The following is an 11,723-nucleotide window of genomic DNA, read 5'->3' on the forward strand; positions in this document are numbered from 1 at the left end:
CCCTTGAAGCCCACGCCGCCCGACGACGCCCAGCTGATGACGGCGCCCGACGGGTCGGTGATCGAGACGATCGGGTTGTTGAACGTCGACTTGATGTGGGCCTGGCCCACGGCGATGTTCTTCTTCTCCTTGCGGCGCGGCTTGCGCGCGGCGGTCTTGGCCTGTGCCATTGCTCTGCTCTCCTTGTGCGCGGCCGCTTAGCGGGCCTTCTTCTTGCCGGCGACGGTGCGCTTCGGACCCTTGCGCGTGCGGGCGTTGGTCTTGGTCCGCTGGCCGCGCACGGGCAGGCCGCGGCGGTGGCGCAGGCCCTCGTACGAGCCGATCTCGACCTTGCGGCGGATGTCGGCGGCCACCTCGCGGCGCAGGTCGCCTTCCACCTTGTAGGTGCCGTCGATGCTGTCGCGCAGCGCGATCAGCTGGTCGTCGGTGAGGTCCTTGACGCGGATGTTCTCGTCGATCCCGGTCGCGGCGAGGATCTCGTGCGAGCGGGTACGGCCGATGCCGTAGATGTAGGTGAGGGCGATGACCACGCGCTTGTCGCGCGGGATGTCGACGCCGGCCAGACGTGCCATGCGGGTTCTCCTGGGAGTGAGTCGGAGGTGTGGAGCAGGATCGGTGCCCGGGCCTCCGACCCGAGGTGTCCCCTCCCGTCGACTCGCGCCGACGGAGGATCTGATCCTGCCTGTTTGTTGTGTTGAGTTGTGGTGTTGCGCGGATTTCGACTCGGGTGCCTTCGGCGTCCTCGCTCAATCGTGATCCGCTCCGGCTCAACCCTGGCGCTGTTTGTGGCGCGGGTTGGACTTGCAGATGACCATGACGCGCCCGTGTCGGCGGATCACCTTGCAGTGATCGCAGATCGGCTTGACGCTCGGGTTGACCTTCATGATGTTCCTGTTCGCTGTCTTCGTGCTGTCGTGGTCCGGCCGGGGCCGGGAGAGACAGCCGTTACTTCTCGACCGGTCTAGCGGTAGCGGTAGACGATGCGGCCGCGGGTCAGGTCGTAGGGGCTGAGCTCCACGACCACGCGGTCCTCGGGGATGATGCGGATGTAGTTCTGCCGCATCTTCCCGGAGATCGTCGCGAGCACCTTGTGTCCGTTGGTGAGCTCAACGCGGAACATCGCATTGGGCAGCGCCTCCGACACCGTGCCCTCGATCTCGATGACACCGTCTTTCTTGGCCATAGCCTCGCTAACGCTCGTGCAGACCGGCCGGTCTGCGGTGGATGGGGGTTGTCGGTGCCGCGACACGCCAATAAAGGCGCAAGGCACCAAGGATCAATCATACGTGATATCGGATGCCGCGGCAAAACGCGGTCACGTCGGCACGACCTCGGCTGCGCCATCCGACCGCGGGTCGCTCGCCGCCTCGTACCCGTCCGGCGCGGCGGCGACGAGGTTTGCATGGCCGAGCAGCTCATCCGCGTCGGGCACGCGCTTGATCTGGAACCCGGCCTCTGCCAGCGCTGACACGGCATCCTGCCCGACGCCCGCCTCCACCGTCGCGGTGAGCGCGGTGTCGCCGGCATCCTGTCGCCCGATCGCCCACCGCGCCGCGGCGACCGCCTCGACCGCACCCGACCCGGCGAAGGCGCGCAGCAGCACGTGTGTGTGGATCTGCGGCTGCGCCTGCCCGCCCATCGTCGACGACGCCCAGGCGAGCTCGCCCTCGCGCGTGACCAGCACGGGCATCAGCGTGTGCGGTGGCCGGGCGCCCGGGCGCAGCGCGTGGGGTCGCTCCGGCGCGAGCGAGAACGACGTGCCGCGGTTGTGGAACAGGATGCCGGTCTCGGGCTCTAGCACACACGCGCCGAAGCCGAAGTAGATCGACTGGATGAGCGAGACCGCCCATCCGTCCGAGCTGGCCGCGCTGATCCCGACGGTGTCGCCAGCGGGCCGCGCGTCGAGCGCATCGGCGCCATCGGCAGGCTCGGGCAGTTCGATGAGCCGGTCGCCGGGCGGCCCGCCGAATCGCGGATCAGCCAGGTGCGCGTCGCGCACCGCGTTGCTGGCGGCGAAGACGCGGGCGAGCCGCCCGGCATCCGTTCCGAGCGGGTCCGCGAGACCGCGCACCCGCCCGAGCGCGCGCAGGAGGGCGAAGCCCTGCGTGTTCGGAGGGCTGGTCGACACCCGCCACTGCTCGTGCGCGCGAGTCAGCGGCACGGTGGTCTCCGGCTGCCACACGCGCGCGTCGTCGGCGGTGAGCGCGGAGCCCAGCGCCCGCAGCCCGCCCAGCCAGCGGCGGGCAACGGGGCCGGTGTAGAACACGTCGGCGCCGCCGTCGCGGATGGCGCCGAGCGTGGCGGCAAGCGCGGGCTGCGCCAGGGGCGCGCCTTCGGCGAGCGCTTCGCCGCGGGGAAGGAAGAGCGCACGGCACCCGGGGTCGGCTTCGAGGTCGGCCCGCTCGTCGCGGATCGCGTTCGCGACCGAGCGCGCCGTCGGCACGCCGTGCGCTGCGGCATCCACCGCGTCGTCGAAGTGCTCTCGCCACGCTCGCGCCGCGCCCAGCCGGTGCAGCGCGTCCCACCCCCGCACGGCGCCGGGCAGCGTCACGGTGTCCACGCCGCGCACGGGCAGGCGGTCGCCGTGGCGGGCGCGCATCTCAGCCGGGCGCACGCCCGCCCCCGCGCTGCCCGTGGCGTTGACCACGGTGAGGCGGCCGTCGGGGCGGCGCACGAGCGCGACCAGGTCGCTGCCCAGCGCGACGTTGTTCGGATAGACGACGCACAGCGTCGCCGCGGCGGCGAGGGCGGCGTCGATGGCGTTGCCCCCGGCCCGCAGCGCACGGGCGCCCGCCGCGGTGGCGCGGCTGTGCGGCGACGCGATCGCGCCGCGGGCGGGTGCGGTGTCGCGCATGCGGTGGTCCTCCGGGGATTCGGATGCTACCGCACTCCCCGCGGCACGCCCGGAGCACGTGTCGCCGGCCGCCCGCCCATGGCGCCGAAACTCGCCAATCGCGCCGAAACCCACTCTCCGCGCCGAAACCCACTCTCCGCGCCGAAACCCTCGTCGGCGGCGTGGGTATCGACGCCGCGGGCGGGGACCGGCACCCGCAGCGGGCCTCGCGCCCGCGGACGGGGACCGGCGCCCACGTTCGCACCGACAACCGTGCGCCTCGAGACCGACCCATAGCGCCGAAACCCACTCTCCGCGCCGAAACCCACCTTCCGCGCCGAAACCCACCTTCCGCGCCGACACCCTCGTCGGCGGCGTGGGTATCGACGCCGCGGGCGGGGACCGGCGGCGCGGGCGGGTATCGACGCCGCTGAAGGGTATAGACGCCCGGAGTGGATGTCGGCAGCGACGATGCCCGCGGCGCGGAACGGGGTTTCGACGCGCCAACCGGGTATCGCGCGGAATCGCGCGGCAGTTGTTCCTGCACAGGCACGATCGCGGCACCGCGCCATCCACAATCTCGGGCGGCGACGCCCGTCGGAGGCGGCGCCCCTCGACACTGTTCGCATGACGACTCTCGCGCGGCTTCCCGCATCCCCCATTGCCCTCATCCTCGTCGCCGAGGCGCCGCTCGCGGGCGTCGACCTGCGCCATGGCCGGTTCCACCGCGTGCGCCGAGGCGTCCACGCCGACGCGCAGCGCTGGGCGGAGCTGCGCCCCTGGGAGAGATATCGCGCCCGCGTCCACGCGTACGCTCTGCTGCACCCGGAGGCGGTGTTCGCCTACGAGTCTGCGGCGGTGCTCTTGGGCCTTCCGATCTTCGGCGAGCCACGCGACATCCACGTGCTCTCGACACCGGGAGGCAAGTCGCGCCGCTTCGGCGACGTCGTGGTCCACGGCATCAGCGCTGAGCGTGAAATCGTCACGATCAGCCACGTGCGGGCGACCTCGCCCGCTCGAACGGCGGCCGATCTCATGCGCGTGCTGCCACCGGCGTTCGCGGTCGCCGTCGGCGACGCGGTGCTCTCGCCCGCGCAGGGCGGGACGACATCCATCGACGAGCTCAGCGCGATCGCCCGCGCGTGCGCAGGGATGCGCGGGGCACGACAACTCGAGCTGCTGCTTCCCCTCCTGGATCCGCGGTCGGAGTCGGCAGGAGAGAGCGTGAGCCGCGTTGTCGTGCTGTGGTGTGGCTTCGAGACGCCAGAGCTGCAGGTCGAGTTCGTCACCGACGGCCACAAAGACCGAGTGGACTTCTGGTGGAAACGCATCCTCGCGATGGGAGAATCCGACGGCTACGAGAAATACCGGGGGTCCACCGCGGAGGAGACGATCGCACGGACGCGCGCCGAGAAGCAGCGCGAACTGCGCCTCTACCGGCACTGCAGCACGCTCGGCCGGTGGGATTGGGCCGCGACACTGGGCGTCACGCCGCTGGAGGAGCAACTCGACCGGATGGGCGTGCCCCGCGTTGGTCCGCGCCGCGAGGCGCTGCTTGCGACGGTGGGAACGAGCCCGAGGTCGTTGCCCGCGTCGAAACCCATCGCGCCTCGCGAAACCCACCGCCGCTGAGTGGGCCCCGCCGTGATTGGTGGGTCTCGGCGCGCGAGGCGGGGCTCGGCGCGCAAGGCGGGGCTCGGCGCGCAAGGCGGGGCTCGGCGCGCAAGTCGGGGCTCGGCGCGCAACTACTCCAAGCGGTCGACGATGTCGGTCTGCACGTCCATGGTCACGTCGACGAGCTCGCCGTTCACGACCAGCGTGGGGGTGCCGGTGGCGCCATCCGGCAACTGCTGCGACTGCGCGAAGTCGATGTACTCGTGCGACGTGATCGCGGTCTCCAGCTCGGAGGTCACATCCACGCCGGCATCCCGCGCGATCTGCACGATCTCCTCGTCGGTCAGGCCCGTCGAGTTCTCCAAGGGCTGGTTCTCGTACATCGCCTGCATGAACGCGTACGCGTTGTCGGGGTCTGCGGCGGCCACCGCGTACATCGCGCTCGCGGCGCGGCTGGAGTACTCCGTTCCCGACGACAGCCGGTCGAGGATGGCGACGGGATGCAGGTTGAGCGTGATGCTGCCGTCGGCGACGAGGTCGCGGATGTCTTTGCCCTCGGCTTCCTCGAACTGCTGGCAATAGGGGCACATGAAATCGATGTAGGTGTCGACGGTGTTCGACCCGCTGCCGAACGTGATCGCGCCCGTGTCCTGGTCCACGATGGCGCCCTGCGGCTGCTCCCCCGGGTCGGTCGCCAGGTTGTTCATCCACACCACCAGCACGCCGACGGCGACGATCGCCGCCACCGCGACGATGCTCACCCAGATCGCGAACCAGTTCCTGCGTGCTGCTGTTGCCATTTCTTTCCCTATCCGATCGGCACGGGCGCCACCCCGAACGGCGCGAGCCCCGCGGCGCCGCCGTCCGGCGCGGTGAGCACCCAGACACCGCCATCGTGCACGGCGACGCTATGTTCCCAATGTGAGCCGGCCGTGCCGTCGATCGTCGACACTGTCCAGCCGTCGTCCTCCACGAACGTCGCGTCCGAGCCGGCCACCACCATCGGCTCGATCGCGAGCACGAGGCCCGGCCGCACTTCCGGCCCCGGGTCGGCGGTGCGGTAGTTGAACACCGACGGCGCCTCGTGCATCTTGCGCCCGATCCCGTGCCCGACGTACTCGCGGAGGATGCCGTAGCCCTGCCCCGACTGCTCGATCGAGTCCTGGATCGCCGCACCGACGTCGCCGACGTGCCGCGCCGTCGCGAGCGCCGCGATGCCCGCCCACAGCGACCGCGCCGTCACGCGCGACAGCTCTTCGCGCTCCGCGACCACGCCGGGGCGGGCAGGGTCGGGCAGCACCACCGTGATCGCCGAGTCGCCATTCCAGCCGCGGTGCTCCGCGCCGGCGTCGATCGAGACGATGTCGCCCGGTTCGAGCTCGCGGTTCCCCGGGATGCCGTGCACGACCTGCTCGTTCACCGAGACGCACACCGTGTGCCGGTAGCCGCGCACGAGCTGGAAGTTCGAGCGCGCCCCGCGGGAGCGGATGACGTCGGCCGCCGCAGCATCCAGCTCCAGCGTCGTCACCCCGGGGGCGATGAGCTCGCGCGCCGCGTCGAGAGCGGCGGCGGTGATCAGTCCGGGCTCGATCATCGCCCGCAGCTGTGCGGGCGTCTTGTAGATCCCGCGGCCGAAACCCATGTCAGGCGCGCGGCGCGACGCCACGCGCCCGCAGCGCGCTCATGATGCGGTCGGTCACCGCGTCGAGCGAGCCCACGCCGTCGATGACGGCGAGCAAGCCGTGGTCACTGTACACCTGCAAGATCGGCGCCGTCTCGCGCTCGTAGATCGACAGCCGGTTGGCAATGACTTCTTCGGTGTCGTCGGTGCGGCCCTGCTCGCGCGCGCGCTCGGCGATGCGCGCGATGCTCACGGCCCGCGGCACGCCGAGCTCGATAACCGCCGTGAGCGGCTCGCCGCGCTCGGCGAGGTAGTCGTCGAGCATGCCCGCCTGCGCGAGGTTGCGCGGGAACCCGTCGAGGAGGAACCCCTCGGCGGCGTCCGGCTGCTGCAAGCGGTCGCGCACGACCGCGAACGTGAGCTCGTCCGAGACGAGGTCGCCCGCCTCGATGACGCTCTTGACCTGGGCGCCCAGGTCGCTGCCGGCGTGCACCGCGGCGCGGAAGACGTCGCCGGTGGAGATCGCGACGATGCCGAGCGCGTCGGCGATGCGCACGCCCTGCGTGCCCTTGCCCGAGCCTTGCGGCCCGACGATGAGCAGCCGGGCGGGCTGAGGAGCTGGTCGGTCCGCCGTCATCGGAGGAGCCCTTCGTAGTGGCGCTGCTGCAGCTGCGCGTCGATCTGCTTCACGGTCTCAAGCCCGACGCCGACGATGATGAGGATCGATGCCCCACCGAACGGGAAGTTCTGGTTCGCGCCGACCGTCGCCAGCGCCACCAGCGGCACGAGCGCGATGAGGCCGAGGTAGATCGACCCGGGCAGCGTGATGCGGGTGAGCACGTAGTCGAGGTACTCGGCCGTCGGCCGCCCGGCGCGGATGCCCGGGATGAAGCCGCCGTACTTCTTCATGTTGTCAGCGACCTCGACGGGGTTGAACGTGATCGCGACGTAGAAGTAGGTGAAGCCGATGATGAGCAGGAAGTACACCGCCATGTACAGCGGGTTGTCGCCTGTCGAGAAGTAGTTGTTGATCCACACGACCCAGCCCGCGGGCTCCTGGCCCGCAGCCGGCTGGTTGAACTGGGCGACCAGCAGAGGCAGGTACAGCAGCGACGAGGCGAAGATGACGGGGATGACTCCCGCCATGTTGACCTTGATCGGGATGTACGTGTTCGTTCCCCCGTACGTGCGCCGGCCGACCATGCGCTTGGCGTACTGCACGGGGATGCGCCGCTGAGACTGCTCGACGAACACCACGAGGGCGACCACGACGAGCCCGACCGCGATCACGAGCAGGAAGACCTCGAATCCGCGGGCGTTCCAGATCGCCATCATCGCCGACGGGAAGCTCGCCGCGATCGACGTGAAGATCAGCAGCGACATGCCGTTGCCGACGCCGCGCTCGGTCACGAGCTCCGCGAACCACATGATGAGGCCGGTGCCGGCGGTCATCGTGATGATCATGAGCAGCTGCGCCCACCACGCGTCGTTGGTGAGCAGCTGCTCGCACGCCGCGATGCCGGTGCCGCCGAAGAGCTGGCCGCTGCGGGCCACGGTCACCAGCGTCGTCGACTGCAGCAGAGCGAGCGCGATCGTGAGGTAGCGGGTGTACTGCGTCAGCTTGGCCTGGCCGGCCTGGCCCTCCTTGTGGAGGGTCTCGAAGTGCGGGATGACGACGCGCAACAGCTGCGTGATGATCGTCGCGGTGATGTACGGCATCACACCCAGCGCGAAGATCGACAGCTGCAGCAGTGCCCCGCCGGAGAACAGGTTCACCAGCGAGAGCAGGCCCTGGGTGCCCGCGGACTCGCTCAGACAGGACTGCACGTTGGGGAAGTCGACGAACGGCGACGGCACGTGCGCGCCCATCCGATAGAGGATGATGATCCCCAACGTGAAAGCGATCTTGCGCCGAAGATCCGGCGTGCGGATGATCCGCCCGATGGCGCTGAACAACACTTGCCTCCCGATTGGGGTCCTGGCACACTCGGTGCGCGCAGACATCCAGCCTAGCCCAGGCCGCGCTCGGCCCGGTGGGCACCGGGTGCGGGGCAGGTTCCGCCCCGCACCCGTGTGCTACTTGACGGTGCCGCCCGCGGCGACGATCTTCTGCTCGGCCGAGCCGGAGACCTTGTCGACCGCGACGTTGAGCTTGACGGCGATGTCGCCGTCTCCGAGCACCTTGACCTTCTCGTTCTTGCGCACCGCGCCCTTGGCGACGAGGTCGCTGACGGTCACATCGCCGCCCTTCGGGTACAGCTCGGCGAGCTTGGCCAGGTTGACCACCTGGTACTCGACGCGGAACGGGTTCTTGAACCCGCGCAGCTTCGGCGTGCGCATGTGCAACGGCATCTGGCCGCCCTCGAAGCCCTGGCGGACCTGGTAGCGGGCCTTGGTGCCCTTGGTGCCGCGGCCGGCGGTCTTGCCCTTGGAGCCCTCGCCGCGGCCCACGCGGGTCTTGGCGGTGTGGGCGCCGGGAACCGGGCGCAGGTGGTGCACCTTGAGCACGCCGGGGCGGGATGCCGCGGCATCCTTCTTCTTCGCCGGAGCCTTGGCGGCGGCGTCCTTCTTCTTTGCCGGAGCCTTGTCCTTGACGACCTCTTCGGTCGCCTTCTCAGCCTTCTCGGCCATCAGTCGATCTCCTCAACCTTCACGAGGTGGGCGACGGTCTTGACGTACCCGCGCGTCTGCGAGTCGTCGGGACGGACGACCGAGTCGCCGATCCGCTTCAGACCGAGGCTGCGCAGCGTGTCGCGCTGGTTCTGCTTCTCGCTCACCTTGGACTTGATCTGGGTCACCTTGAGACGGGCGGCCATCAGGCACCTACCTTCTGCTCGCGCGCCTTCTCGGCCGCAGCGGCCTCGGCGCGGATGAGGCGCGCGGGAGCGACCTGGTCGAAGTCCAGGCCTCGGCGCGCCGCCACGGCACGCGGCTCCTCGAGCTGCTTGAGCGCCTCGACGGTCGCGTGCACGATGTTGATCGTGTTCGACGACCCGAGCGACTTGGACAGCACGTCGTGGATGCCGGCGCACTCGAGCACCGCGCGCACCGGGCCGCCGGCGATAACACCGGTACCGGCTGCGGCGGGGCGCAGCAGCACGACGCCGGCAGCGGCCTCGCCCTGCACGGGGTGCGGGATGGTGACCCCTGCGCGCGGCACGCGGAAGAAGTTGCGCTTCGCGTCCTCGACGCCCTTCGAGATCGCCAGGGGCACCTCGCGGGCCTTGCCGTAGCCGACGCCCACGACGCCGTTGCCGTCGCCGACGACGACGAGCGCCGTGAAGCTGAAGCGGCGGCCGCCCTTGACGACCTTCGACACGCGGTTGATCGTGACGACGCGCTCCAGGAACTGGCTCTCGCCGCGGTCGCGCGAGTTGCGGTCGCGGTTCGGGTTGCGCTCGCGGCCGCCGCGGCGGGGCTCGCGCTCCCGCTGGGGCTCGGCCGCCTCGGGGGCGGCGGTCTGGGCAGCGTCGGTCACTTCGGTCTCCACGTTGTTGGTCACGTCACTCACAGGTTCAGCCCTCCTTCGCGGGCGCCGTCGGCGATCGCCGCGACTCGGCCCGCGTAGCGGTTGCCGCCGCGGTCGAACACGACCTCGGAGACTCCGGCGGCCTTCGCGCGCTCGGCGACGAGCTCGCCGACCTTGCGCGCCTTGGCCTTCTTGTCGCCGTCGAACGAGCGCAGGTCTGCCTCGAGCGAGGACGCGGATGCCACGGTGTGGCCCTTGCTGTCGTCGACCAGCTGCACGAACACGTGGCGCGCGGAACGGGTCACGACCAGGCGCGGGCGCGCCTCGGTGCCGGCGACCTTCTTGCGAAGGCGTGCGTGACGACGCGCGCGGGCGTCGGACTTCGACTTCACAGCCATTGTTACTTACCAGCCTTTCCGGCCTTGCGACGCACGACCTCGCCGGCGTAGCGGATGCCCTTGCCCTTGTACGGCTCGGGCTTGCGGATCTTGCGGATGTTGGCGGCCGCCTCGCCGACGGCCTGCTTGTCGATGCCGCTCACCGTGAGCTTGTTGTTGCCCTCGACCGTGAACGTGATGCCCGTCGGGGGCTCGACCAGGACGGGGTGCGAGAAGCCGAGGGCGAACTCGACCGAGCCGCCCTTCTGTGCGACGCGGTAGCCCGTGCCGACGACCTCGAGGCCCTTGGTGTAGCCCTGGGTGACACCGATGATGTTGTTGTTGATGAGCGTGCGCGTGAGGCCGTGCAGCGAGCGCGAGAGGCGCTCGTCGTCGGGGCGGGTGACCAGCACCTGGCCCTCCTCCACGGAGACCTCGATGGGGCGCGTGACCGAGAGCGAGAGCTCGCCCTTGGGGCCCTTGACCGCGACCTGCTGGCCGTCGACGGTCACGGTGACGCCGGCGGGGATGTCGATGGGAAGACGTCCGATACGAGACATGTCAGGTCACCACACGTAGGCGAGGACTTCCCCACCCACGCCCTTCTGCTCGGCCTGGCGGTCGGTGAGAAGGCCAGAGGAGGTGGACAGGATGGCGACGCCGAGGCCGCCGAGGACCGTGGGCAGCTCGGTGGACTTCGCGTACACGCGCAGGCCGGGCTTGGAGACGCGCTTGATGCCGGCGATCGACCGCTCGCGGTTCGGGCCGTACTTCAGCGTGAGCGTCAGGTTCTGGCCGACGCGGGCCTCCGAGGTCGCCCAGTCCGCGATGTAGCCCTCCTGCTTGAGGATCTCCGCGATGTGGGTCTTCAGCTTCGAGCTCGGGAGCGTCACGGTGTCGTGGTGCGCCGAGTTCGCGTTGCGCAGACGGGTCAGCATGTCAGCGACCGGGTCTGTCATTGTCATTTCTTGGTTCCTTTGTTCATGCGGTTTCGGATGCCTGTGCAAGACAGCCGACCTTCCTGAGTTCCGGCCGCTGAGCGACCGGCGTTGTCACGCCTGCGCGTCGTCCGCCTTGAAGGGGAAGCCGAGCGCGCGCAGCAGGGCGCGCCCCTCGGCATCCGTCTTCGCCGTCGTCACAACCGTGATGTCGAACCCGCGGACGCGGTCGATCCGGTCCTGGTCGATCTCGTGGAAGACCGACTGCTCCTGCAGGCCGAACGTGTAGTTGCCGTGGCCGTCGAACTGCTTGGCCGACAGGCCGCGGAAGTCGCGGATGCGCGGCAGCGCGAGGTTCACGAGGCGGTCGACGAACTCCCACGCGCGGTTGCCGCGCAGCGTGACGTGCGCGCCGATGGGCTGGCCCTCGCGCAGCTTGAACTGCGCGATCGACTTGCGGGCCTTGGTGACGACCGGCTTCTGGCCGGTGATGAGGGTGAGGTCGTTGACCGCGCCCTCGATCACCTTGCTGTCACGGGCCGCCTCGCCGACGCCCGTGTTGACGACGACCTTGACCAGGCCCGGGATCTGCATGACGTTCTCGTAGCCGAACTCGTCCTGCAGCTGCTTTTTGATCTCGTCGTTGTACTTCTGCTTCAGGCGGGGCTGGGTTGCGCCAGCCACCGCGGCAGTCGTTGCGGTTGCCATATCAGAGGTCCTTGCCTGACTTCTTCGCGTAGCGCACGCGGACGGTGCGCTTGACGCCATCCTTCGTCTGCTCCTCGACCCGGTGGCCGACGCGGGTCGGCTTCTTGGTCGAGGGGTCGACGAGGGCGACGTTGGAGATGTGGATCGGGGCTTCCATCGTCTC

The 11,723-nt window shown here is 69.9% G+C and carries 17 protein-coding genes and 1 pseudogene; 1 reads left to right on the forward strand and 17 read right to left on the reverse strand.

The features are described from left to right. The 5 genes from rpsK to QM611_RS02605 form a co-directional block, all read right to left on the reverse strand. Positions 1–170, reverse strand: a 170-nt coding sequence (gene rpsK / locus QM611_RS02585) for a 30S ribosomal protein S11 (RefSeq protein ID WP_415078356.1), incomplete at its 3' end; no start/stop codon positions are given. 27 nt (positions 171–197) lie between these two features. Further along, the gene (gene rpsM / locus QM611_RS02590) at positions 198–572 is read right to left on the reverse strand and encodes a 30S ribosomal protein S13 (RefSeq protein ID WP_415078343.1); all 375 of its coding nucleotides are present in this window, start codon (positions 570–572) and stop codon (positions 198–200) included. 195 nt (positions 573–767) lie between these two features. Continuing rightward, positions 768–884, reverse strand: coding sequence for a 50S ribosomal protein L36 (rpmJ, locus tag QM611_RS02595; protein ID WP_005050492.1), 117 nt, complete (start codon positions 882–884; stop codon positions 768–770). 77 nt (positions 885–961) lie between these two features. Beyond that, complete coding sequence (infA, locus tag QM611_RS02600) at positions 962–1,183, reverse strand: translation initiation factor IF-1 (protein WP_013583992.1); 222 nt, start codon at positions 1,181–1,183, stop codon at positions 962–964. Between the two features lie 132 nt (positions 1,184–1,315). Continuing rightward, positions 1,316–2,854 (reverse strand): gamma-glutamyltransferase, encoded by a 1,539-nt coding sequence (locus QM611_RS02605; protein ID WP_415078344.1) that lies wholly within the window; start codon positions 2,852–2,854, stop codon positions 1,316–1,318. A 606-nt stretch (positions 2,855–3,460) separates the two neighbouring features. Here QM611_RS02605 and QM611_RS02610 point away from each other — a divergent pair. Beyond that, on the forward strand, positions 3,461–4,465 hold the full coding sequence (locus QM611_RS02610; RefSeq protein ID WP_415078345.1) for a hypothetical protein: 1,005 nt from the start codon (positions 3,461–3,463) through the stop codon (positions 4,463–4,465). A 113-nt stretch (positions 4,466–4,578) separates the two neighbouring features. Here QM611_RS02610 and QM611_RS02615 read toward each other — a convergent pair whose 3' ends face one another. The 12 genes and pseudogenes from QM611_RS02615 to QM611_RS02670 form a co-directional block, all read right to left on the reverse strand. Then, the gene (locus QM611_RS02615) at positions 4,579–5,247 is read right to left on the reverse strand and encodes a DsbA family protein (protein WP_415078346.1); all 669 of its coding nucleotides are present in this window, start codon (positions 5,245–5,247) and stop codon (positions 4,579–4,581) included. 8 nt (positions 5,248–5,255) lie between these two features. Beyond that, positions 5,256–6,089 (reverse strand): type I methionyl aminopeptidase, encoded by an 834-nt coding sequence (gene map, locus QM611_RS02620; protein WP_415078347.1) that lies wholly within the window; start codon positions 6,087–6,089, stop codon positions 5,256–5,258. A 1-nt stretch (position 6,090) separates the two neighbouring features. Then, positions 6,091–6,705 (reverse strand): adenylate kinase, encoded by a 615-nt coding sequence (locus tag QM611_RS02625; protein ID WP_415078348.1) that lies wholly within the window; start codon positions 6,703–6,705, stop codon positions 6,091–6,093. Continuing rightward, the gene (secY, locus tag QM611_RS02630; RefSeq protein ID WP_415078349.1) at positions 6,702–8,024 is read right to left on the reverse strand and encodes a preprotein translocase subunit SecY; all 1,323 of its coding nucleotides are present in this window, start codon (positions 8,022–8,024) and stop codon (positions 6,702–6,704) included. Before secY ends, QM611_RS02625 begins: the two co-directional genes overlap by 4 nt. Before the next feature lie 120 nt (positions 8,025–8,144). Continuing rightward, positions 8,145–8,699 (reverse strand): 50S ribosomal protein L15, encoded by a 555-nt coding sequence (gene rplO, locus QM611_RS02635; protein ID WP_415078350.1) that lies wholly within the window; start codon positions 8,697–8,699, stop codon positions 8,145–8,147. Continuing rightward, positions 8,699–8,884 (reverse strand): 50S ribosomal protein L30, encoded by a 186-nt coding sequence (rpmD, locus tag QM611_RS02640; RefSeq protein ID WP_223170718.1) that lies wholly within the window; start codon positions 8,882–8,884, stop codon positions 8,699–8,701. The genes rplO and rpmD overlap by 1 nt, the downstream gene beginning before the upstream one ends. After that, positions 8,884–9,579 (reverse strand): 30S ribosomal protein S5, encoded by a 696-nt coding sequence (gene rpsE, locus QM611_RS02645; RefSeq protein ID WP_415078351.1) that lies wholly within the window; start codon positions 9,577–9,579, stop codon positions 8,884–8,886. Before rpsE ends, rpmD begins: the two co-directional genes overlap by 1 nt. Further along, positions 9,576–9,935, reverse strand: a complete 360-nt coding sequence (gene rplR, locus QM611_RS02650; protein ID WP_415078352.1) for a 50S ribosomal protein L18 — start codon at positions 9,933–9,935, stop codon at positions 9,576–9,578. Before rplR ends, rpsE begins: the two co-directional genes overlap by 4 nt. A 2-nt stretch (positions 9,936–9,937) precedes the next feature. Continuing rightward, the gene (gene rplF, locus QM611_RS02655; RefSeq protein WP_415078353.1) at positions 9,938–10,474 is read right to left on the reverse strand and encodes a 50S ribosomal protein L6; all 537 of its coding nucleotides are present in this window, start codon (positions 10,472–10,474) and stop codon (positions 9,938–9,940) included. Between the two features lie 6 nt (positions 10,475–10,480). Then, positions 10,481–10,879, reverse strand: coding sequence for a 30S ribosomal protein S8 (gene rpsH, locus QM611_RS02660; RefSeq protein ID WP_415078354.1), 399 nt, complete (start codon positions 10,877–10,879; stop codon positions 10,481–10,483). Positions 10,880–10,966: 87 nt separating this feature from the next. Continuing rightward, positions 10,967–11,560 (reverse strand): 50S ribosomal protein L5, encoded by a 594-nt coding sequence (rplE, locus tag QM611_RS02665; protein ID WP_415078355.1) that lies wholly within the window; start codon positions 11,558–11,560, stop codon positions 10,967–10,969. A 1-nt stretch (position 11,561) separates the two neighbouring features. Then, positions 11,562–11,723, reverse strand: a pseudogene (locus tag QM611_RS02670) (50S ribosomal protein L24); the annotation flags it as partial.

This window comes from Microbacterium sp. (assembly GCF_047606685.1).
In the GTDB taxonomy this organism is placed as follows: domain Bacteria; phylum Actinomycetota; class Actinomycetes; order Actinomycetales; family Microbacteriaceae; genus Microbacterium.

Coding starts and splice junctions, on each gene's coding strand:
- rpsM (WP_415078343.1), bottom strand. CDS start 572: ATGGCACGTCTGGCCGGCGTCGACATCCCGCGCGACAAGCGCGTGGTC.
- rplE (WP_415078355.1), bottom strand. CDS start 11,560: ATGGCAACCGCAACGACTGCCGCGGTGGCTGGCGCAACCCAGCCCCGC.
- rplF (WP_415078353.1), bottom strand. CDS start 10,474: ATGTCTCGTATCGGACGTCTTCCCATCGACATCCCCGCCGGCGTCACC.
- QM611_RS02615 (WP_415078346.1), bottom strand. CDS start 5,247: ATGGCAACAGCAGCACGCAGGAACTGGTTCGCGATCTGGGTGAGCATC.
- QM611_RS02605 (WP_415078344.1), bottom strand. CDS start 2,854: ATGCGCGACACCGCACCCGCCCGCGGCGCGATCGCGTCGCCGCACAGC.
- rpmJ (WP_005050492.1), bottom strand. CDS start 884: ATGAAGGTCAACCCGAGCGTCAAGCCGATCTGCGATCACTGCAAGGTG.
- QM611_RS02610 (WP_415078345.1), top strand. CDS start 3,461: ATGACGACTCTCGCGCGGCTTCCCGCATCCCCCATTGCCCTCATCCTC.
- rplR (WP_415078352.1), bottom strand. CDS start 9,935: ATGGCTGTGAAGTCGAAGTCCGACGCCCGCGCGCGTCGTCACGCACGC.
- rplO (WP_415078350.1), bottom strand. CDS start 8,699: ATGGCCGAGAAGGCTGAGAAGGCGACCGAAGAGGTCGTCAAGGACAAG.
- rpmD (WP_223170718.1), bottom strand. CDS start 8,884: ATGGCCGCCCGTCTCAAGGTGACCCAGATCAAGTCCAAGGTGAGCGAG.
- QM611_RS02625 (WP_415078348.1), bottom strand. CDS start 6,705: ATGACGGCGGACCGACCAGCTCCTCAGCCCGCCCGGCTGCTCATCGTC.
- map (WP_415078347.1), bottom strand. CDS start 6,089: ATGGGTTTCGGCCGCGGGATCTACAAGACGCCCGCACAGCTGCGGGCG.
- rpsH (WP_415078354.1), bottom strand. CDS start 10,879: ATGACAATGACAGACCCGGTCGCTGACATGCTGACCCGTCTGCGCAAC.
- infA (WP_013583992.1), bottom strand. CDS start 1,183: ATGGCCAAGAAAGACGGTGTCATCGAGATCGAGGGCACGGTGTCGGAG.